Annotated in this window: 19 protein-coding genes and 6 tRNA genes; 16 read left to right on the forward strand and 9 right to left on the reverse strand. The window is 70.6% G+C overall.

Going from position 1 to position 19,012, the window contains the following annotated elements; translation table 11 throughout:
* Positions 1-33: 33 nt before the first annotated feature.
* Complete coding sequence (locus ACZ7EG_RS31665) at positions 34-1,488, reverse strand: serine/threonine-protein kinase (RefSeq protein ID WP_471086366.1); 1,455 nt, start codon at positions 1,486-1,488, stop codon at positions 34-36.
* Between the two features lie 195 nt (positions 1,489-1,683).
* On the opposite strand from ACZ7EG_RS31665, the gene ACZ7EG_RS31670 reads away from it, so the two are divergent.
* The 4 genes from ACZ7EG_RS31670 (at position 1,684) to ACZ7EG_RS31685 (ending at position 4,051) form a co-directional block, all read left to right on the forward strand.
* Positions 1,684-1,923: a hypothetical protein gene (locus ACZ7EG_RS31670; protein ID WP_471086369.1), complete on the forward strand. Its 240-nt coding sequence runs from the start codon at positions 1,684-1,686 to the stop codon at positions 1,921-1,923.
* 234 nt (positions 1,924-2,157) lie between these two features.
* Positions 2,158-2,367 carry a hypothetical protein gene (locus ACZ7EG_RS31675; RefSeq protein ID WP_362240376.1) on the forward strand — a complete coding sequence of 70 codons (210 nt, stop codon included), beginning with the start codon at positions 2,158-2,160 and terminating at the stop codon, positions 2,365-2,367.
* A gap of 387 nt (positions 2,368-2,754) precedes the next feature.
* Positions 2,755-3,690 carry a phosphotransferase family protein gene (locus tag ACZ7EG_RS31680; RefSeq protein WP_471086372.1) on the forward strand — a complete coding sequence of 312 codons (936 nt, stop codon included), beginning with the start codon at positions 2,755-2,757 and terminating at the stop codon, positions 3,688-3,690.
* A 79-nt stretch (positions 3,691-3,769) separates the two neighbouring features.
* Positions 3,770-4,051 carry a TFIIB-type zinc ribbon-containing protein gene (locus ACZ7EG_RS31685; RefSeq protein ID WP_471086375.1) on the forward strand — a complete coding sequence of 94 codons (282 nt, stop codon included), beginning with the start codon at positions 3,770-3,772 and terminating at the stop codon, positions 4,049-4,051.
* A gap of 71 nt (positions 4,052-4,122) precedes the next feature.
* Here the strand turns inward: ACZ7EG_RS31685 and ACZ7EG_RS31690 are convergent.
* From ACZ7EG_RS31690 to ACZ7EG_RS31710, 5 genes are all read right to left on the reverse strand, one after another.
* Positions 4,123-4,194: transfer RNA gene (locus ACZ7EG_RS31690), tRNA-Val, on the reverse strand.
* 43 nt (positions 4,195-4,237) lie between these two features.
* Positions 4,238-4,309: transfer RNA gene (locus ACZ7EG_RS31695), tRNA-Val, on the reverse strand.
* Between the two features lie 23 nt (positions 4,310-4,332).
* Positions 4,333-4,404, reverse strand: a tRNA-Val gene (locus ACZ7EG_RS31700).
* A gap of 1 nt (position 4,405) precedes the next feature.
* Positions 4,406-4,479 (reverse strand) — tRNA-Cys (locus tag ACZ7EG_RS31705).
* 36 nt (positions 4,480-4,515) lie between these two features.
* Positions 4,516-4,588, reverse strand: a tRNA-Gly gene (locus tag ACZ7EG_RS31710).
* Positions 4,589-4,767: 179 nt separating this feature from the next.
* Between ACZ7EG_RS31710 and ACZ7EG_RS31715 the strand changes: the two genes are divergently transcribed.
* Genes ACZ7EG_RS31715 through ACZ7EG_RS31725 form a run of 3 tightly spaced genes read left to right on the forward strand, consistent with a single transcriptional unit; the run spans position 4,768 to position 7,520 of the window.
* Positions 4,768-5,823, forward strand: coding sequence for a chorismate-binding protein (locus ACZ7EG_RS31715; protein ID WP_471086378.1), 1,056 nt, complete (start codon positions 4,768-4,770; stop codon positions 5,821-5,823).
* On the forward strand, positions 5,820-6,641 hold the full coding sequence (locus tag ACZ7EG_RS31720) for an aminotransferase class IV (RefSeq protein WP_471086381.1): 822 nt from the start codon (positions 5,820-5,822) through the stop codon (positions 6,639-6,641). The genes ACZ7EG_RS31715 and ACZ7EG_RS31720 overlap by 4 nt, the downstream gene beginning before the upstream one ends.
* Positions 6,642-6,695: 54 nt before the next feature.
* Positions 6,696-7,520, forward strand: coding sequence for a GNAT family N-acetyltransferase (locus ACZ7EG_RS31725; RefSeq protein WP_471086384.1), 825 nt, complete (start codon positions 6,696-6,698; stop codon positions 7,518-7,520).
* 214 nt (positions 7,521-7,734) lie between these two features.
* Here the strand turns inward: ACZ7EG_RS31725 and ACZ7EG_RS31730 are convergent, their stop codons facing one another.
* Entirely contained in the window at positions 7,735-8,256 is a 522-nt protein-coding gene (locus tag ACZ7EG_RS31730) for a DsbA family protein (protein WP_471086387.1), read from the reverse strand.
* Between the two features lie 177 nt (positions 8,257-8,433).
* Between ACZ7EG_RS31730 and ACZ7EG_RS31735 the strand changes: the two genes are divergently transcribed.
* Together ACZ7EG_RS31735 and ACZ7EG_RS31740 are read left to right on the forward strand one after the other, a co-directional pair.
* Complete coding sequence (locus ACZ7EG_RS31735; protein WP_471086389.1) at positions 8,434-8,871, forward strand: hypothetical protein; 438 nt, start codon at positions 8,434-8,436, stop codon at positions 8,869-8,871.
* Positions 8,872-9,027: 156 nt separating this feature from the next.
* Positions 9,028-9,246, forward strand: coding sequence for a hypothetical protein (locus tag ACZ7EG_RS31740; protein WP_471086392.1), 219 nt, complete (start codon positions 9,028-9,030; stop codon positions 9,244-9,246).
* A 113-nt stretch (positions 9,247-9,359) separates the two neighbouring features.
* Here ACZ7EG_RS31740 and ACZ7EG_RS31745 read toward each other — a convergent pair whose 3' ends face one another.
* Together ACZ7EG_RS31745 and ACZ7EG_RS31750 are read right to left on the reverse strand one after the other, a co-directional pair.
* The gene (locus ACZ7EG_RS31745; protein WP_471086395.1) at positions 9,360-9,920 is read right to left on the reverse strand and encodes a CGNR zinc finger domain-containing protein; all 561 of its coding nucleotides are present in this window, start codon (positions 9,918-9,920) and stop codon (positions 9,360-9,362) included.
* Positions 9,921-10,212: 292 nt separating this feature from the next.
* Positions 10,213-10,626 (reverse strand): SsgA family sporulation/cell division regulator, encoded by a 414-nt coding sequence (locus ACZ7EG_RS31750; protein WP_004002642.1) that lies wholly within the window; start codon positions 10,624-10,626, stop codon positions 10,213-10,215.
* 191 nt (positions 10,627-10,817) lie between these two features.
* Here ACZ7EG_RS31750 and ACZ7EG_RS31755 point away from each other — a divergent pair, with 191 nt between their 5' ends.
* The 7 genes from ACZ7EG_RS31755 (at position 10,818) to ACZ7EG_RS31785 (ending at position 18,784) form a co-directional block, all read left to right on the forward strand.
* Positions 10,818-11,276, forward strand: a complete 459-nt coding sequence (locus ACZ7EG_RS31755; protein ID WP_471086398.1) for a TIGR02611 family protein — start codon at positions 10,818-10,820, stop codon at positions 11,274-11,276.
* Positions 11,277-11,322: 46 nt separating this feature from the next.
* A tRNA-Val gene (locus ACZ7EG_RS31760) sits at positions 11,323-11,394 on the forward strand.
* Between the two features lie 730 nt (positions 11,395-12,124).
* On the forward strand, positions 12,125-13,414 hold the full coding sequence (locus ACZ7EG_RS31765; RefSeq protein ID WP_471086401.1) for an ABC transporter substrate-binding protein: 1,290 nt from the start codon (positions 12,125-12,127) through the stop codon (positions 13,412-13,414).
* Complete coding sequence (locus ACZ7EG_RS31770) at positions 13,414-14,415, forward strand: carbohydrate ABC transporter permease (RefSeq protein ID WP_471086403.1); 1,002 nt, start codon at positions 13,414-13,416, stop codon at positions 14,413-14,415. Before ACZ7EG_RS31765 ends, ACZ7EG_RS31770 begins: the two co-directional genes overlap by 1 nt.
* Positions 14,412-15,299, forward strand: a complete 888-nt coding sequence (locus ACZ7EG_RS31775; protein ID WP_471086406.1) for a carbohydrate ABC transporter permease — start codon at positions 14,412-14,414, stop codon at positions 15,297-15,299. The genes ACZ7EG_RS31770 and ACZ7EG_RS31775 overlap by 4 nt, the downstream gene beginning before the upstream one ends.
* A gap of 7 nt (positions 15,300-15,306) precedes the next feature.
* The gene (locus ACZ7EG_RS31780; protein ID WP_471086409.1) at positions 15,307-15,936 is read left to right on the forward strand and encodes a hypothetical protein; all 630 of its coding nucleotides are present in this window, start codon (positions 15,307-15,309) and stop codon (positions 15,934-15,936) included.
* Positions 15,937-16,048: 112 nt separating this feature from the next.
* On the forward strand, positions 16,049-18,784 hold the full coding sequence (locus ACZ7EG_RS31785) for an exo-rhamnogalacturonan lyase family protein (protein WP_471086412.1): 2,736 nt from the start codon (positions 16,049-16,051) through the stop codon (positions 18,782-18,784).
* Positions 18,785-19,012: the final 228 nt, after the last annotated feature.

The following is a 19,012-nucleotide window of genomic DNA, read 5'->3' on the forward strand; positions in this document are numbered from 1 at the left end:
CGCTCCACGGCCGCGGTCGCGCGACCCGGATTCCTAAGGTTCGAAGTTCCGCGGGCGGTCGTCCCGCTGGACGTGCTCCTGCCGTACGCCGCCCCCGTCGCCGCCGAGTCCCCGCGCCGGGCCCTGGCAGCCCTGCACCAGGGCGATACCGACTGCCACCAGCAATGTCACCACGACGAACACGAACAGTCGCTGCCGCAGCAGCCGCGGATTGGCGGGCCGTAGTCTGGTGCCCGTGTTCCTGGACGCCGGGCGCCCGGCACCGCTGTGCGGAGTGGGGCGTCCGCCGCTGCCCGACCGCGTCCCGTCGCGCCCGGTGGGCGTCGGCCGCGGCCCCGACCGCGAGGGGGTGCCGCCCCGCGAGGCACCGGGCCCGCGCATCGGGGGCCTGCCGCGGCTTCCGCTCCCCGTCGACCGGTTCCCGCCCCCGGTCGCCCGGGCTCCGCCCCGCGCCCCCGTCCCGCTCTGCGAAGCCGTACCGTCCGGCGAGGCATGGCCGTCCCGGGAGGGGGCGGAACCCCGGGGCGGGGGAGTGCCCCGACCCCGCTGCGCTCCGGTACCTTGCTGCCCCTGCGGACGCCGGGCCCGCTCGGGGTAGGTGTCGACGGGCCGGTCGCTGTCGGCACCGCGCGGCGCGGGCGGCCGGACGCCGGCGAGGTCCTGCGACTCCCGGGCCGCGATCTCCTTCAGCCGCAACGACAGTTGGAGTGTGCTGGGCCGCTCCTCGGGGTCCTTCGCCAGACACGCCCGGACGAGCGGAGCCAGCGCGTCGGGTACGCCGTGCAGCTGCGGCTCCTCGTGCACCACGCGGTACAGCATCACCTCGGAACTGCCGTGCCCGAAGGGCGAGTCGCCCATCGAGGAGTACGCGAGCGTGGCACCGAGCGAGAACACGTCCGTGGCCGGTGTGACGGCGGCACCGCGCACCTGCTCCGGCGCGAGGAAGCCGGGCGAGCCGACCGCCGTGCCCACATGGGTGAGCGTCGAGGCGCCGGTGGCCCAGGCGATGCCGAAGTCGATGATCCGCGGCCCCTTCGGGGACAGCAGGATGTTGGACGGCTTCAGGTCCCGGTGCACCACCCCGGCCTCGTGCACCGCGACCAGACCCTCCGAAAGGGCGGCACCGACGGCCGCGACATCGGCCGCGCAGAGCGGCCCCTCGGCCGCGACCTTGTCGTGCAGCGAAGGGCCGGGTACGTACTGCGTGGCGAACCAGGGGCGGTCCGCGTCGAGGTCGGCGGCCACCAGCCGGGCCGTGCAGCCACCACGGATCCGCCGGGCCGCCGAGACCTCACGGGCGAACCGGGAGCGGAACTCCTGGTCCTCCGCCAGGTCGGGACGGATGACCTTGAGCGCGACCCGCTGCCCCTTCTTGTCGGAGCCCAGGTAGACCACGCCCATCCCGCCCGCGCCGAGCCGTCTGTGAAGCTTGAACGAGCCGACGACGCGCGGGTCCTCGCGCCTCAGGCGCATCATCGCCATGTTCATCCCCGCTGCCCGGTCCTGTGACGAGCCACAGCTTACGTTTCCGCGGCCGCCCGCGCGCAGAGGCCGCGCCCTCTCAGCGTGATGGATTGTCAGTGGTGGGTGGGAGACTTGAAGGGTGGTCAGGGAGGGCGCGAAGAGGCGGACTTCGCGTGTGGAGTGATCCCAACCACCCGTCGCAGAAGGGGGATTGGTCCTGTGAAGGGTGATCGTGTGGAGATAGTCGTGGACGCGGGTGACACGACGCGCACGTATGAGGTCGTGGCGAGCAGGGCGGGCCGCAGGGTGGAGACAGCGGTACGCCGGGGTGTCGTGGAAGTGAGCGAAGTCACCCGTACCGGGGCGGTCGTGCGTACCGCCCGCTTCATGGCGAATCGGGTGCTGGCCCTGGTGGAACAGCCCGTTCCGCGGGAGGAGAGCTCGGACAGAGCGGGATGATCCAGGCGTCCCGTCGGGGAAGTCCCTGAGACCCGCGCCCCCGTCTCCACCCAGGGGAGTACATCGCAGGTGGCGGCTCATCCTCGGGGAGGCCCGGCAATCGGTACGAGGGCATGACGCCGGCGGAGGGCCGGACGCCTAGATTTGAGGTCAAGCGGCGGGTGGCAGCACTCGTCCCCCGAGGTCAGACGCCCGCCGCTGCCAACGACAACCGATACGGTCAGGAGAGGGACCATGGCCCAGACGGCACCGCGGACACTGCTCCGCGAGGAGGGACGCAAGGCGTACGCCGCCGTGTTCCGCCCCCGCCGCCAGGGTCGTCGCCACCCGCTGGTGGCGACGCTGATGGCCCTTCCCCTGGCGGTCCTGCTCCTCCTCGTCTTCGACGGGTGGGAGACAGTGGCCACACAGGCGTCGTCCGTGGGAGAGATGCTGGGGCGCTGAGCGGCGACCCCAGGCCCGGAAGAGCGGTCCGGGCGGGGACATCACACCCATGAAACCCCGTGGGGACGGGGGTGCGGCGGACGGCACAGATGCCGGCGCAGCTGGGGAGCTGCGCCGGCATTGCTTTTCCTTCCGCCGGCGGCACCCGCCTCCGCTACGGGCATGCGTGCGGCCGGCAGCGGCACCGACGGGCGCCGCGGCGCCCCGCTCCACCGGGCTACGCCCCACTCCCGACACCGAGCACCCCATGCCGGCAGTTCCCGACACTGCGCACCGATGCCGAGTTCCTCACGCCGAGCACCTGACGCCGGCAGGCCGTCCTGGCACCGAGCACCCGATGCCGACAGTTCCTGACGCCGCGCATCCCACCGCGCGTACCCTCGCCCCGTGACCCCCGCCCCACTCCTGCGCGCGCTCGCCGCCAGGGTCCGAGTCGCCGCCCACGCGCGCTCGTCGGCCTGCTCCTGCGGCGCAGCCACGCTCGCGGACCGCCCCGACGGCATCGTCGTACGCCACGCGGACACCGTCGCCAAGGCCCACCCACCGGAGAGCGACCCGGCCGAACTCGCCGGCCGCCTCACCCTGGCCACCCACCTCCCCGGCATCCTCCTGCCCCCACTCGACCCCACCCCGCTCGCCCTGCACGGCCGCCTCGTGACGTTCTGGCCGTACGGCGCCCCCGTGGATCCCGGCGACCCGGACGCCGCCCCTTGGGAAGCCGCCGCCACCCTCCTCGCCCGCCTCCACCGCACTCCGGCCCCGCCGGGCCTGCCCCCCATGCGTGGCCCTGCGAAGGCGGCCCGAGCGATGGCCCGGCTCCGCGAGGCCGGCCCGCACCCCGCGGCCGCCCCCGTCCTGCGCGCCTGGGCCACCCTCCCGCCCTGGGCCCGGGCCGAGGCCCCGATGCCGGACACCGGCACCCTCTGCCACGGCGACCTCCACCTCGGCCAGCTCGTACGCCGCCCCGCCCCCGACGGCCCCTGGCTGCTGATAGACGTGGACGACCTCGGCACCGGCGTCCCCGCCTGGGACCTCGCCCGCCCCGCCGCCTGGTACGCCTGCGGCCTGCTCCCGCCCGAGGAATGGACCCGGTTCCTCACCGCCTACCGCGAGGCCGGCGGTCCCGCCGTCCCGGTCCAGGGCGATCCGTGGCCCGCTCTCGACACCGCCGCCCGCGCCCTCACTGCGCAGACCGCGGCCCGGGCCGTCGCCAAGGCGGTCGCGGCCGGGCGCCCGCTGGACGAGGTGGAGCAGTCGGTCGTGGACGCCTGTGACCGAATGGCTACCGTCCCGCCACAGTTGGCGCAGGAGCACACGAAGTAGGGTGCAACCGACGGCAGCGGGACAGAGTCTGTCCTGGCGAGATGTGAAGCAGGACCGACCGGCGAGGAGTTGAACGACCATGCAGTGTCCGAAGTGCCGTGCGCCGATGCACACGTACAACCGCAACGGTGTCCAGATCGAGCAGTGCAGCGGCTGCCGCGGGATCTTTCTCGACTACGGCGAGCTGGAGTCGCTGACCCGCCTGGAGGCGCAGTGGTCCCAGCCTGCCCCGCCGCCCCCGCCCGCCCCGCAGGCCTACCCCGCCCCGCCGGCTCCCGCCTGGGGCGCTCCGCACGGCGGCCACGGTCATCACGGCCACCACCGCAGCAAGAGCTTCGGCCACATGCTGTTCTCGTCCTGACGCGTCGCAGAACGACGTCGCGCAACGCAAGGAGCCCCCGGCCGCGAACGGCCGGGGGCTCCTGTGTGATGTGGACGATACTGGGATTGAACCAGTGACCTCTTCCGTGTCAGGGAAGCGCTCTCCCGCTGAGCTAATCGTCCTCGGGGCCATGCATACGGAGTGCATCCGTTCATGGGCACTGCGTGCGCGATACTGGGATTGAACCAGTGACCTCTTCCGTGTCAGGGAAGCGCTCTCCCGCTGAGCTAATCGCGCGGGTGGGATCTTGAGGGATCCAGTGGACGATACTGGGATTGAACCAGTGACCTCTTCCGTGTCAGGGAAGCGCTCTCCCGCTGAGCTAATCGTCCTTGGAGGTGGAGACGGGATTTGAACCCGTGTAGACGGCTTTGCAGGCCGTTGCCTCGCCTCTCGGCCACTCCACCAGGAGTGTAGGGGACCGGGATCCCCCTCTTCCTTCGAGCGGACGACGAGGTTCGAACTCGCGACCTCAACCTTGGCAAGGTTGCGCTCTACCAACTGAGCTACGTCCGCCTGTCGTTTTCGGTCCGCTCTCGCGGCCCGGCGACGAGTTGAACTCTAGCGGATTCCGGGGCCAGTACAAAAACGCGTTTGTGCAGCGTGCTGCGCTTCACCTGCTCAACGAGGTCACAGGGCCGCCCGACGGGACATCCCCCGGCCACCCGCGAGACACCCGCCATAGACTCGACTGCGTGCTCGACCTCCCTCCTCTCGCCCGCTTCGGCGACCGCGTCGCCACCGGGCTCCTCGATGTCACCGACGACCCCGAAGCCCTGGAGTCCAGCGGCTTCTGGGCCGTCTGCGCGGACTTCGAGGGCCGTCTGACCTGCGCCCGCTTCGCGGAGGTCCGGACGGCGGACGTGCCCGTTCCCGCGCCCGGTGCATGGCGCGGCCCCGCGCCCGGTGACTGGACGTCCTCGCTCGATCGCGCCGCGTACACGGCCGGGGTGCGGCGGATCCGCGAGCACATCGCGGCCGGCGAGGTCTACCAGGCGAATCTGTGCCGCGTGCTGTCGGCGCCCGTCCAGCCCGGCGCCGACGTGGACGCCCTCACGGCGCTGCTCGCCCGCGGCAACCCGGCACCGTATGCGGGAACGATTCGCCTGCCCGGACACGGCGTGGAGATCGCCACCGCCTCTCCCGAACTGTTCCTGCGGCGCGAAGGCCGGATCGTCGAGTCCGGGCCGATCAAGGGCACCGGCAGGACGGAGGCGGACCTGCTGGAGAAGGACTACGCCGAGAACGTGATGATCGTGGACCTCGTCCGCAACGACATCGGGCGGGTGTGCGCCACGGGCAGTGTCACGGTGCCCGACCTGTGCGCCGTCGAGAAGCACCCCGGGCTGGTCCACCTCGTCTCGACGGTCCGCGGCGAGCTGGGCCACGGGGCCGGCTGGGCCGAGCTGATCGGCGCCGCCTTCCCTCCGGGGTCGGTCACCGGCGCGCCCAAGTCCAGCGCCCTGCGGATCATCGACACGCTGGAGACGGCGCCCAGAGGGCCGTACTGCGGCGGGATCGGCTGGGTCGACGCCGACCGGGGGGCAGGAGAGCTGGCCGTCGGCATCCGCACCTTCTGGATCGACCGGGCCGAGGGCGTACTGCGCTTCGGAACCGGTGCCGGCATCACCTGGGGTTCCGATCCCGAGGCGGAGTGGCGGGAGACCGAGCTGAAGGCGTCCCGGCTGCTCGCGATAGCGTCGGGAGCGTACGAGGTGAGTGGAGAGGACCTGCGGGAGGACCTGACGTGAAGATCTGGCTCGACGGCGGACTGCAGGACATCGAGTCCGCCCGCGTCTCCGTCTTCGACCACGGCCTGACCGTGGGCGACGGCATCTTCGAGACGGTGAAGGCCGTGCACGGCCGGCCGTTCGCCCTCACCCGGCACCTCGACCGGCTGACCCGGTCCGCGCGCGGCCTGGGCCTGCCGGACCCGGACCACGACGAGGTGCGCCGCGCCTGCGCCGCGGTCCTCGATGCCAACCCCGTGCCGCTCGGCCGTCTCCGCATCACCTTCACCGGCGGCCACGGCCCCCTCGGCTCCGACCGCGGTGAGCACGGCCCGACCCTCGTCGTCGCCCTCGGCGAGACGACCCGCCGCCCCGACTCCACCGCCGTGATCACCGTGCCCTGGACCCGCAACGAGCGCGGCGCCCTCACCGGCCTGAAGACCACCTCGTACGCCGAGAACGTGGTCGCTCTCGCCCGGGCCCGCGAACAGGGCGCCTCCGAGGCCCTGTTCGCCAACACGGTGGGACAGCTGTGCGAGGGCACCGGGTCGAACGTCTTCGTCGTCCTCGACGGCGAGATCCACACTCCGCCGGTCGCCTCGGGCTGCCTCGCGGGCATCACCCGCGCGCTGGCGGTCGAATGGACCGGCGCGAAGGAGACCGACCTGCCGCTGGACGTCCTGGAGCGGGCCGAGGAGATCTTCCTGACGTCCACCCTGCGGGACGTGCAGGCCGTGCACCGCGTCGACGACCGTGAGCTGCCCGGCGCGCCCGGCCCGGTGACCGTCAAGGCCATGCGGACATTCGAGGAGCGGGCCGGGAACGACCTCGACCCCTGACAGCCTCCGGAAATTCGGCTGAACAGGGCCCTGGTTGCGGGTAGAACACCCCTGATGACCACGACCCTGCGGCCGACCGAGCCGCTTCAGCAGAACGCCGACGGGACGCGCTCACGCCACTACCAGGTGTGCGTGAACAGCCGTCCCGTGGGGGCGATACACCTCGGCACGCATCCCGTGTTCGGCGGGGCGGTGGCCCGGATCATGAAGCTGCACATCGACGAACCGGACCGCAGGCGGGGCCGGGGCACGGTCGCCGCGCTCGCCGCGGAGGAGGTGGTGCGCGGCTGGGGGTGCCGCCGCATCGAGGCGGCGGTCCCTGCCACGTCCGAGGCGGGCCTCCGGCTCGCCACGGCGCTCGGTTACGTCGTCCGCAACCGCGGCATGGAGAAGCAGCTCGGCGACACCCCGCCGGAGCTGCCCGAAGGCAGCCGTGCCCGGCCCATGACCGAGGCCGAGTTCGGCCCTTGGCTGGAGAAGGGCAAGGAGCACTACGCGCGCGGCTGGATCGAGCGAGGCGTCCCGGAGGCCGAGGCCCGGGCCAAGTCGGAGCGCGACCACGCCACTCTGCTGCCCGACGGCCCTGCCACCCCCGGCATGCTGATCAGCGTCGTCGAGCACCTGGGGACACCGGTGGGCACGCTGTGGCTGGCGGTGCGCGCGGACAACGCCTTCGTCTTCGACGTCGAGACCGACGCCGCCCACCGCGGAAAGGGCCACGGCCGCACCCTGATGCTGCTGGCCGAGGCTCAGACGATCGCGGAGGGCAGGCGGACCCTCGGTCTCAACGTCTTCGCCGGCAACACCCCGGCCGAGCGGCTGTATACGTCGCTCGGCTACGAGACCGAGCAGTACGCCATGTACAAACCGCTGCTCTAGCGCCGCGGCAGACAACGTTCGCCCCGTCGCGACGCCCGGCACCTCTCGCCGCACCGTCCGAAGGCCCGAGCGCGCCCAGCTCGAGGGCTTCCGGCCGGCACTTCCCCGGCCTGCGGCCGGGGGCCCGGAGCACGCACCGGACGCCGCTCCTCGACGGGCAAACGTTGGCTGCCGCGACACCAGCGGCCCGGGAGCCGGGAGCGGGGCGAGGAAGTCAGTGTTCCTGCCCGGCCAGCAGCCGGTCCGCGATCTCCTCGATCCGCTCGCGCAGCCCCTCCTGGCTCTTGCCGCCGTCGAGCCGCTCACCGCCGATGACGTACGTCGGGGTGCCGGTCACGCCGATCGCCTTGCCCTCGGCCTGGTCGGCGTCCACGATCAGGATGTGCCGGCCGTCGACCAGCGCGGTGTCGAACTCCTCGGCGTCCAGGTCCAGTTCGCGGGCCACCTCGACCAGGAAGGGTTCCCCCTCACGGGCCAGTTCCTCGACCCGCCCCAGCAGGGCCTCCACGTACGGCCACCCCCGGCCCTGCTCCCACGCCTCCTCCGCTGCCTGGGCGGCGGCGAAGGCGTGCTTGTTCTTCTCCAGCGGGAAGTGCCGCAGCCGCAGCTCCAGACGGTCGCCGTAGCGGGCGCGCAGGGCACGGAGATCGTTCAGCGCGGTACGGCAGTCCGGGCACTGGAGGTCGCACCAGACCTCGAGGACGGGGGCCGTGGAACGGTCGGAGGAGTCACTCATACCGACAGTCTTCCAGCAGGTGCGACCGGGAGCGCAGCCCGCATCGGCACCTGCGGAGGAGGAGACCCGGAGATGTCCCTGATGTCGGGCCCGGAGCATGGCCCGCCGGGGTGCGGCGGGTGCAGGATGGAGGGGACGAAGTGTTGTGACCCGACCGCGCCACGCCTGGAGGACCGGATGATTGCCGAGACCGTCTGCTCCGCCGTGTCCGCGGCAGGCCTGGGCATTGCGGTCGTCACGGCGTACCGCAAGCGCTACCTCGCGGCGGTCCGTATCGCGGCCTACTCCCTCGTCCCGATCGGCCTGGTGATGACCGGGATCGTCGAGTGGCTGGCCGACACCGCGTTCAGTCCGACGGCCTGGGCCGGGTTCGGGGTGCTCGGCGTCGCGTGGGTGCTCTTCATGACCACACGAGTCGTGGAGCGCCGCCGTGGCGGCACCCGTAAGGAGCGCAGGGCCGCGGCCCGGGCGGCCGAGCGGCCCGACGCGGTGGCACCCGCCTCGGCGCCCTCCCTGGGCCAGGGCTCCCGCCCGGCGGCCCGGCCCGCGTCGGCGTCCCGCGGCGAGGACGACTTCAGCGACATCGAGGCCATCCTCAAGAAGCACGGCATATGACGGCCACCCGGCCGGCGGCTGAATCGTCACAGTGAGTCCGCTGACGCGCGGAAGTGATCACAACCCGAACGGGACCTCGCGGAATCGGCGCACTCCCGCACGGAACGAGCGCACTGATCGCGTTCGGCCGGGCGGCTGCGTCATCATCGCCGCGAGATGCTGGACACGACGAAACAGAGCGACCCCGCACCGCCGCAGGACGAGCCATGTCCTGAGCGGGACGAGCCCTTTCTCCCACAGGACGAGCCACGTCCTCGGCAGGACGAGCCGCGCGGTTGCCTCTTCGCCCTCTCCCAGCCACCGCTGATGATCTTCCTGGCGGTGATCGGGAGCCTGCTGCTCATGGCCTCGTTGCACGATCTGCTGTTGCTGTGAGCCTGACCCGCGGTACCCGGCGCCACCCGCCGGGGCCGTGTCGGCATCGACGACCTCCACATGGGCCCCCTCGGCACCGACGATCTCCACAGCCACCGGGCCGGCGACGGCTGTCAGCCCGCGGCCTCCTTGCGGCGCGCGCGATAGGCGGCCACGTGCAGGCGGTTTCCGCAGGTGCGGCTGTCGCAGTAGCGCCGCGAGCGGTTGCGGGACAGGTCGACGAAGGCGCGCCGGCAGTCGGGCGCTTCACAGCGCCGCAGCCGCTCCTGCTCCCCGGCGACGACGAAGAACGCCAGCGCCATCCCGCAGTCGGCGGCCAGGTGATCGGCGACGGAGGCACCGGGGGCGAAGTAGTGCACATGCCAGTCGTAGCCGTCGTGGTCCGTGAGCCGGGGCGTGGTGCCGGCGGCCGCGACCAGCTCGTTGATCTGGCCGGCCGCGGCCCGGGCGTCCGGGGCGGCGAACACGGCGGCGAAGCGTTCGCGGATCTTGCGCACCGCGGCGAGGTCGAACTCCGAGAGCACCCCGACATCGCTGATCTCGTGGTTCCGCACGAAGTCCGTGAGGGTCGCCACGTCCGGCAGCCCGTCCGACGCCGTGTCGTCCTCCGGTGCGGTGTTCACCAGATCGACCACGGTGTCGAGGGCGCACCGGGTGTCGTGGGTGATCAGCACGATTCGCTCCCTGGCCTGAGGGTCGGGCGGGCGCCCGCCGATGCTGGCCGATGGTAACGGCTCCACCACCGCCGGACCCTCCACATGCCCGCACATGGCTTCGAATACAACGCCGCAGGGCCCGCGGGGGTTCCCGAGCGGTGCGGGCGAGCGGCGGAGGGGCGCACACGCTGACCGGCGCCGTACCGCGTGAGCCGCGGTATCGGCGCCGGTGTCATCCCGTATGCGGTTGTCCGGGCCCGAGCCGTCTCCCCGAGTCGACGGCGCCGGGCGGCTTTGTGGGGGTCTCGCTCTAGCTTTCCGCCAGGATGTGCGAGAGCTCCTGGTCGAGGTCGAAGTGCCGGTGTTCCGTGCCGGGCGGCACGGCGGCGTCGGTCCGCTTCAGGAAGGACTCCAGGGCCCGTGCCGGGGCCTCCAGCAGGGCCTCGCCCTCCGGCGAGCTCAGGGCGATGCACACGACGCCCTGGCCGTGACTGCGCGACGGCCAGACGCGGACGTCGCCGGTGCCCGTAGGGCGGTGAAGTCCCTCGGCGAGGAGGTCGCGGGCGAACACCCACTCGACGGTTTCCTCGGCTCCGGTGTGGAAGGTGGCGTGCACGGCGTAGGGGTCGGCCGTGTCGTACCGCAGGCCTGCGGGGACAGGCAGGGAGGACTCGCTCGACACAACGAGGCGCAGGTGCAGCTCGCAGCTGACCGTGGTGTTCATAAGCGCCAGGGCCTTTCGCTCAGTGTGCGCTCGGGGATTCGCACGTCGGCGAAATCGACATGCCACCTACGGTGCCGTTGTAAACCCCTCTGAGTGTTTTGCGTGCCTTTACGTAACTCTTCCGGCCGAGAGATCGTTCGCGTCGTGCGTCCATTCCGGTGACTGGTTTCGCTCGGGTAGTGTTCGGCCGTATGAATACGGGGAGTAACGAGCCGGGCGAGGTGGCCGTGGCGTCGGACGGGACGGGGCCGGGCGAGGTGCACGGCGAGCAGGACCGCGGGCTCGGCTCGCGGGCGCCGGAATTCATCAAGGCGCGCCGGGCGCTGCACGTGAGCTGGCAGGTCGGTGTTTTCATCATCGGGCTCGCGGTCGTGGTGGCCGGCATCATCATGCTGCCCCTTCCCGGGCCGGGCTGGGTCGTGATCTTCGGCGGCATGGCGATCTGGGCGACGGAGTTCGTCTGGGCCCAGCTGGTGCTCCGCTGGACCAAGCGGAAGGTCACCGAGGCGGCCCAGCGTGCCCTCGATCCCAAGGTGCGGCGCCGCAACATCATCCTGACGTCGATCGGGCTGGTGATCGTGGGCGTGCTGGTCGGCTTCTACCTGTGGAAGTTCGGCATCACGATGCCGTGGAAGATCAAGGACCAGTGAGCGTCACAGGCACCCCCTGACATGGGGTAATGTTCTTCCTGCGTCCGGGCGATTAGCTCAGTGGGAGAGCGCTTCGTTCACACCGAAGAGGTCACTGGTTCGAACCCAGTATCGCCCACCCGGACCGGCAGCCCACCTGCGATGACGCAGGTGGGCTGCCGTTGTTGTGTCTGCGGGGCATCGTCGGGCCTCCGGGTCGAGGGGCGGAGTCGCGAGATTGCTGACGGAAGCCTTGCCCGCGGCGGTCAGTGCCGTCCGGAGGCGTGGCCGGAACGTCGCCCTCGCCGATGATCGCTCGGCAGGGTGCCGCGCGCGCCTCCAGGTCCCCCTGGTGACAGGGAGGCCCCCCGCTGAGGGCTGTCGCATCCTCCGTCGGACGGGGGCTCCGGCAAGCCGCGGGGGAGCGGTCGGCCCCCGGGCGCCGCGCTCAGCCCGGCCCGGCGGCCACAACGACTCGGCAGGGACATGGCCGAGTGGGGGAGCGGCCGGTCCCGGGCGCCACGCTCAGCCCGGCCCGGCGGCCACAACGACTCGGCAGGGACGTGGCCGGAAAGGGCCCCCACTCCCGCACCCTCGGTCCGTCGGCCCGGCGTCGCTTTTCGGTCGCGCCCGAAAGCGGACCGGATCGCCCCTCCGTGTTCGGCGCCTCGGTCACATCGTCGTCACCAGCGATGTCGCCCGACCCGGTCCAAGGCCTCACCTGCACGGTCCGCTCCGGCGCCCACCGCCTCGGTAAGAAATTCTTGTCCGAATCATTGACGCACTCTCAGCCCCTCCGTACCTTGTGCCAGCAAGCGCTTACTTGAAACGATTCATGCGAGCGGGACGACGTGCGGGGAGGTCCAACCGTGGTGAACGGCAGGAATGTTGAGAGACGTACGATCCTGAAGGCGGCCGGAGCCACGGCGGCCACGCTGGGGCTGGCCGCGACGACCGGCTGCGGTGGTGACGGAGGGGCCTCCGCGGACGGGACGGTGACGATCCGTTACGCGTGGTGGGGTGCGGAGGACCGCGCCGAGAGAATCAACAAGACGATCGCCCTCTTCGAGAAGAAGTATCCGAAGATCAAGGTGAAAACGGACTTCCAGCCTTATCTCGACTTCTGGAAGAAGTTCAACACCCAGGCCTCCGGCGGGAATCCGCCGGACGTGTTCCAGAATGCCATCGGCTTCCTCCGGAAATACGACGCGAAGAACGTGCTGCTCGATCTCGGCGAGCAGGTCGAGGCCGGCAACCTGCGGATGGACGGATTCCGCGCGGGCCTCGAGAAGTTCGGTGAGATCGACGGCAAGCTCCTCGGCGTTCCGGTCGGTTCGAACTCCATGGCCCTGGTCATCGACAAGCCCGTCTACACGCGGGCCGGGGTGAAGCCGGAGCAGGGCTGGACCTGGGACGACTACCACGCGGCGATGAAGAAGATCCGTGACAAGACGGGACGTGCCGGTGACACCGGCCCGTACAACGTCATGTACCTCTACGACCTCTACCTGCGCCAGAACGGCAAGGCGTTCTTCACCGAGGACGCGCTCGGCTTCACCGAGGCGGATCTGACGGACTGGTGGACGAAGGCCGAGGAAGGCGTCGAGGACGGCAGCTACGCCAACCAGAAGAAGGTCGCCCAGATCAAGCCCAAGTCGGCGGTCGCCGGGGAGATCTCCGGCGGTGAGTTCACCTGGGACAACTTCACCGTCCGCTACACCTCCGAGGGCAAGAGCGAGTACGGCCTGGCCCCCATCCCGACCACGGACGGCAAGAAGACCGGCCAGTACCTCGGCTCCCTCATGCTGAGCGCATCCAAGCGCACCCAGCACCCCAAGGAAGTCGCCCAGTTCATCGACTTCATGGTGCACGATCCCGAGGTCGCCAAGATCATGGGCTACGACCGCGGCGTGCCCGCGACACAGGCGCAGTACGACGCGTACAAGCCGACCGACGAGGTCAACAAGGCGATCGCCGCCTACGAGGAGTCCCTCGTCGAGGCGGGCGTTCTGGAGCCCATCACCCCGCACCCGAACGGCGCGGACGTCTGCGAGGCCGCCTTCCTGCGCATCGGCGAGGAGCTCGGCCTGGGCAAGCGCTCGGTGGGCGAGGCCGTCAAGCAGTTCTTCACCGAGTCGAAGACGGCTCTCGGCACCTGATGGGAACCACCGTGACACACGCCCCTGCGATGGAGGGCCTGTCCCAGGACTCCGAGCCGCGGCACGGTCCGGTGACGCCCGAGCGCCCCGCCGCCCTCAAGCGGCGGCGGCGCCGGGAGAACCTGGCCGGCTATCTCTTCATGTCCCCGTGGATCGCCGGGTTCCTGCTGCTCACCGCGGGCCCGATGATCGCCTCGCTCTACTACGCCTTCACCGACTACAACCTCTTCGACGCCCCCCGGTGGATCGGCCTCGACAACTTCTCCGAGATGTTCGGCGATCCGCGCTGGCGCCACTCGGTGCAGGTGACGCTCTGGTACGTCGCCGTGGGTACGCCGCTCAAGCTGATCGCCGCCCTCGGCGTGGCCCTGCTGCTCGCCCAGAGCCGGCGCGGGCAGGCCTTCTACCGGGCCGCCTTCTACGCGCCGTCGCTCATCGGTGCGAGCGTCTCCGTCGCGATCGTGTGGAAGGCGATCTTCTCGGACGACGCGATCGTCGACCGTACCCAGAAGATCTTCGGCATCGACGTCGGCGGCTGGACCGGCGACCCGGACATGATCATCTACAGCCTGGTGGCGCTCACCGTCTGGCAGTTCGGCGCCCCCATGGTCATCTTCCTGGCCGGCCTCAAGCAGGTCCCGCGCGAGCTGTACGAGGCGGCCGAGGTCGACGGGGCGGGCAAGCTGCGGCGGTTCTGGAACATCACGCTGCCGATGATCTCCCCGGTCCTCTTCTTCAACGTGCTGCTGGAGACGATCCACTCCTTCCAGATCTTCAGTTCGGCGTACATCGTCGGCGGCGGCGCCGGAGGCAACGCCTGCGGTCCGGCCGACGGGTCGATGGTCTACACCTGCTACCTCTACGTCCAGGGCTTCGAGAACAGCCGCATGGGTCTGGCCTCCGCGATGGCCTGGCTCCTGCTCATCGCGGTCGCCCTGGTGACGGCGGTGCTGTTCTGGTCCCAGAAGCGCTGGGTGCACTACGAGGAGGGCGCCCGATGAGTGCGCAGGCCACCGACGCCAAGGCCACAACCGCAGCCGGAGCGCTCCGGCACAAGCTGCCCGGCTCCCTCGCCTGGCACATCGGCTCCCTGCTGATCCTCGCGGTGATCCTCTATCCCGTGTTCTGGGTCGTCGGCGGGTCCTTCAAGAAGAGCGAGGACATCGTCGGCAGCCTGGACCTGTTCCCGGGCGACCCGGTCATCGCCAACTACACGAGCCTCGCCGACGGCATCGCCGACATCTCGATCTCCACGTTCTTCTTCAACTCGCTCTTCCTCGCGGTGGGTTCCGTGATCGGGGTCCTGGTGTCCTGCTCGCTCACGGCGTACGCCTTCGCGAGGATCCGGTTCGCGGGCCGCAATCTGCTGTTCACCCTGATGATCGGCACGCTCCTGCTGCCGTACCACGTGCTGCTGATCCCGCAGTACGTGCTGTTCCGCAACCTGGAGCTGATCAACACCTACACGCCGCTGCTGCTCGGGAAGTACCTGGCCATCGAGGCGTTCTTCGTCTTCCTGATGGTGCAGTTCATGCGCAACATGCCCAAGGAGCTGGACGAGGCGGCCCGCCTCGACGGCTGCGGGCACGTCCGGATCTACTGGTCGATCGTGCTGCCGCTGAGCCGGCCGGCCCTGATCACCAGCGCGATCTTCACCTTCATCAACTCCTGGAACGACTTCATGGGCCCGCTGATCTACCTCAACGAGCCCGACAAGTACACGGTCTCGCTCGGCCTGAAGATGTTCGTCGACCAGGAAGGGCTGGCCAACTACGGCGGCATGATCGCCATGTCGCTGGTCGCGCTGCTGCCGGTACTCGCCTTCTTCCTCGCTTTCCAGCGCTATCTCATCGACGGCATGGCCACGTCGGGGCTGAAGGGCTGAGGCGGGCATGGCCGGGACACGGGTGAAGGCACGGGGGGAGTCGGTGTTCGCCAATGGGGCGTCCCCTGCTCGAGCGGAGTCGAGAGCTTGGGGAAGGTTCGCGGTGTTCGCCGAGTGTCTGCTGACGGGCGTGTGGATCGCGGTGGCCTCACTGGGAGTCGTCACCTACCCCGCCGCGTTCGCGGCCGGGGCGCGGCATCTGCGGCGTCGCACCGCCCATGAGGGCGGAGGCCGGCGGGAGTTCGTCGCCGACTTCCGCGCGGCCCTGCGCGGCGGGTGGCTCGCCGGGCTCGCCGGGTGGGCGGCGGTGGCCGCGGTCTGGGTGGACGTGCAGGCGGCGCGGGCGGGGATACCCGGCGGACCGCTCGTGGGGGCCGTGGGAGTCGTCGCGCTGATCGGGCTCGTCGTCGCCGGCCTGCGTGCGGCGGCGGTCTGGGCGCCCGGAGCGCGCTGGCGCACGCTGCTGGCCGAAGCCGGGCGGCGCACGGTGCTCGATCCGGCCGGGTCCTTCCTGATCGTCGGCGGACTGGCCGTGGTGGCGGCGTCCGCTTGGTTCTCCGCACCGCTGGCAGCCCCTGTCCTCGGGGCCGTCGCGGCGGCGGCCGTCGCCGTGGAGGAGCGCTACCGGCACCGCTGAGCGGCGGTGCCTTTCTTCCAGGTCGGCGCCCAGACGCCGCACCTCTCCCTGTCATGCCCCTGACCAGCGTACGGAACCGCTTCCCGCACGGACAAGGAAAGGCAGCATCGCCATGTCTCCCATCCCCCGCAGGTCCCTCCTCAAGGCGGCCGCCGTCACCGGAGCCGCCGCCCAGTTCAGCTGGGCGCTGGGAGCCCGGGACGCCCAGGCCGCGCCCGGAGCCGAACCCGCCGACGCGGACCCGGTGACCCTGGACTGGCTGGAGGACGGCGGCCTCGGCGCCGCACCCGGCTCCACCGTCGGCGTGCCCTGGCCGAAGGGCGCCTACCGGAAGGACCAGACCTTCGCGCTGACGGACGCCGACGGCAAGTCCGTCCCCGTGCAGTCCTGGCCGATCGCCTACTGGCCCGACGGCTCCCTGAAGTGGACCGCGCACGCGGTCGCCTCGGGCGACGGCAAGCTCACCCTCGCCGCCGGGACGCCCGCCGCACCCGAGAAGAAGGTCACCGTCGAGAAGCGCGGCGGCACCATCGGCATCTCGACCGGCGTCATCACCGCGAAGATCGCCACGTCCGGCTCCACGATCGTCAAGTCCGTCACCCGCGGCTCCACCGAGATCGCGAAGAACGGCCGGCTCGTGCTGATCCGCCAGCCCGAGATCGAGGACGAGGACCAGGGAGCGGTCAGGACCGAGCGCTTCGACGGCGCGATCTCCAAGGTCGAGGTCGAGCAGGCCGGCCCGGTCCGCGCTGTCGTCCGCATCGACGGCAAGCACCGCAAGGGCGGCCGCAGCTGGCTGCCCTTCTCGATCAGGCTCTACTTCTACGCCGGCGCCGACTCCTTCCGCATGGTGCACACCATCACCTACGACGGCACGCAGGAACCCGGCAAGGCCAGCGGGGACTTCATCCGCGGCCTCGGCGTCCGCTTCACCGTGCCCCTGCGGGACGAGTCGTACGACCGCCACATCCGCATCGGCGGTGACGGCACCGGACTGCTGCGCGAGGCCGTCAAGGGCATCACCGGACTGCGCAGGGACCCGGGGGCGGCCGTGCAGGCGGCCCAGTTCGAGGGCAGGAAGCTGCCCGATCCCGCCACCTGGGACCAGCGGGTGACGACCCGGCTCCAGTACATCCCCGAGTGGGGCGACTACACCCTCACCCAGCTCTCCGCCGACGGCTTCACGCTGCGCAAGCGCACCAAGAAGGGGCACGGCTGGGTCGCCGCGGGCGGTGGCCGGCGCGCGTCCGGCTTCGGCTACGTGGGCGGGGCGAGCGGCGGATTGTCCTTCGGGCTGCGCGACTTCTGGGAGAAGTTCCCCGCCCAGCTCGACATCCGGGACGCCCACACCGACGAGGCCGAGGTCACCCTCTGGCTCTGGTCGCCCGAGGCGCAGCCCATGGACATGCGCTTCTACCACGACGGCATGGGCCAGGACACCTACCCCGAGCAGCTCGAAGGCCTCAACATCACCTACGAGGACTACGAGCCGGAGTTCGGCACCCCGTACGGCATCGCCCGCACCTCCGAACTCCTCTTCTGGGCCAACGACTCGACCCCGAGCCCCGACCGGCTCGCCGAGCAGGTCGAGGCCGTCCGCGTGCTGCCGCAGCTGGCCGCCCCGCCTAAGCAGCTCATCAGCGCCAAGGTCTTCGGGCCGGGCCTGTACTCCGAACCCGACCGCTCCACCCCCGCCAAGGCGAAGATCGAGGACCACCTCGACTTCCTCTTCACCTACTACAAGGACCAGGTGGAGCAGCGCCGCTGGTACGGCTTCTGGGACTACGGCGACATCATGCACACCTACGACACCTTCCGGCACCAGTGGCGGTACGACATCGGCGGCTACGCCTGGGACAACTCCGAGCTGTCGCCGGACCTGTGGCTCTGGTTCGCCTACCTGCGCTCCGGCCGCGCCGACATCTTCCGCTTCGCCGAGGCGATGACCCGCCACACCGGCGAGGTCGACGTCTACCACCTGGGCAAATGGGCGGGCCTGGGCACCCGGCACGGTGTGCAGCACTTCGCCGACAGCGCCAAGCAGCAGCGCATCGCCAACACCACCTACCGGCGCTACTACTACTTCCTCACGGCGGACGAACGCGTCGGCGACCTCATGCACGCCAACGTCGACTCCGACGAGACGTTCCTCGTCCTCGACCCCATTCGCAAGATCCGCACCGAGCCCTACACACCCGACCGGCACGCCCTGTCGATCGGCTTCGGCACGGACTGGAGCGGCCTGGTGTCGGCCTGGCTGACGGAGTGGGAACGCAAGGGCCCCAAGTGGGAGAAGGCCAAGGCCCGCGTGCTGTCCACGATGGAGACCATCGCCGCCCAGCCGAACGGCTTCGTCCAGGGCACCGGGCTCTACGACCTCGACACCGGCAAGTTCGCGATCGCGGACAAGCCAGTGGTGAGCGTGTCCCACCTGTCGGCCGTGTTCGGCCTCAACGAGCTGTGCGCCGAGCTCATCGACCTCGTCGACATGCCGAAGTTCAACGAGGCGTATTTCGACTACTGCCGCCACTTCAACGCCACCAAGGCCGAACAGAAGGCCCGCTACGGCTCCGACTTCGGCAGTCTGCTGCTGTTCCAGGGCCACTCACGCCTGGACGCGTACGCGGCCGTCAAGACCGGGGACGAGAAGCTCGCCAGGCGGGCCTGGGAGAAGTTCTACAACTCCGACGGCTACAAGGAGTCGGCACCCTGGCGGACGGAGAAGGTGAGCGGCCCGGTCGCGCTGGTGCCGGGCAGCGAGGCCACCTGGGTGTCCACGAACGACACCGCGCTGTACGGTCTCGCCGCCATCGAGAACCTGGCGCTGCTGGGCGACAAGATGCCGTAGCGGGAAGCCGGACCAGCGGAAGGCCGTGACGAGCGGTTCCCGTGGCGACGCCGTGGCGGGAACCGCTCGTCCTGGATGATCGATTCCAAGGGGTCGGTGATCGTAGGGGGAAGGCAAATCGTTCGTGTAACTCCCGATCACGGAAGATGCATCTTTGGACCGCGCGCTGGGATTCGCCGGCGCCCCAGTCGATCTCCTCCAGGTGGAAGCCGACCGCACCACGGCCCA

It is taken from the genome of Streptomyces sp. NPDC037100 (genome assembly GCF_055606225.1).

What these genes read in the sequence shown, in the direction of transcription:
- ACZ7EG_RS31665 (WP_471086366.1), bottom strand. Translation starts at nt 1,488, where the DNA reads ATGAACATGGCGATGATGCGCCTGAGGCGCGAGGACCCGCGCGTCGTC.
- ACZ7EG_RS31675 (WP_362240376.1), top strand. Translation starts at nt 2,158, where the DNA reads ATGGCCCAGACGGCACCGCGGACACTGCTCCGCGAGGAGGGACGCAAG.
- ACZ7EG_RS31685 (WP_471086375.1), top strand. Translation starts at nt 3,770, where the DNA reads ATGCAGTGTCCGAAGTGCCGTGCGCCGATGCACACGTACAACCGCAAC.
- ACZ7EG_RS31725 (WP_471086384.1), top strand. Translation starts at nt 6,696, where the DNA reads ATGACCACGACCCTGCGGCCGACCGAGCCGCTTCAGCAGAACGCCGAC.
- ACZ7EG_RS31730 (WP_471086387.1), bottom strand. Translation starts at nt 8,256, where the DNA reads ATGAGTGACTCCTCCGACCGTTCCACGGCCCCCGTCCTCGAGGTCTGG.
- ACZ7EG_RS31735 (WP_471086389.1), top strand. Translation starts at nt 8,434, where the DNA reads ATGATTGCCGAGACCGTCTGCTCCGCCGTGTCCGCGGCAGGCCTGGGC.
- ACZ7EG_RS31740 (WP_471086392.1), top strand. Translation starts at nt 9,028, where the DNA reads ATGCTGGACACGACGAAACAGAGCGACCCCGCACCGCCGCAGGACGAG.
- ACZ7EG_RS31750 (WP_004002642.1), bottom strand. Translation starts at nt 10,626, where the DNA reads ATGAACACCACGGTCAGCTGCGAGCTGCACCTGCGCCTCGTTGTGTCG.
- ACZ7EG_RS31755 (WP_471086398.1), top strand. Translation starts at nt 10,818, where the DNA reads ATGAATACGGGGAGTAACGAGCCGGGCGAGGTGGCCGTGGCGTCGGAC.
- ACZ7EG_RS31770 (WP_471086403.1), top strand. Translation starts at nt 13,414, where the DNA reads ATGGGAACCACCGTGACACACGCCCCTGCGATGGAGGGCCTGTCCCAG.
- ACZ7EG_RS31775 (WP_471086406.1), top strand. Translation starts at nt 14,412, where the DNA reads ATGAGTGCGCAGGCCACCGACGCCAAGGCCACAACCGCAGCCGGAGCG.
- ACZ7EG_RS31780 (WP_471086409.1), top strand. Translation starts at nt 15,307, where the DNA reads ATGGCCGGGACACGGGTGAAGGCACGGGGGGAGTCGGTGTTCGCCAAT.
- ACZ7EG_RS31785 (WP_471086412.1), top strand. Translation starts at nt 16,049, where the DNA reads ATGTCTCCCATCCCCCGCAGGTCCCTCCTCAAGGCGGCCGCCGTCACC.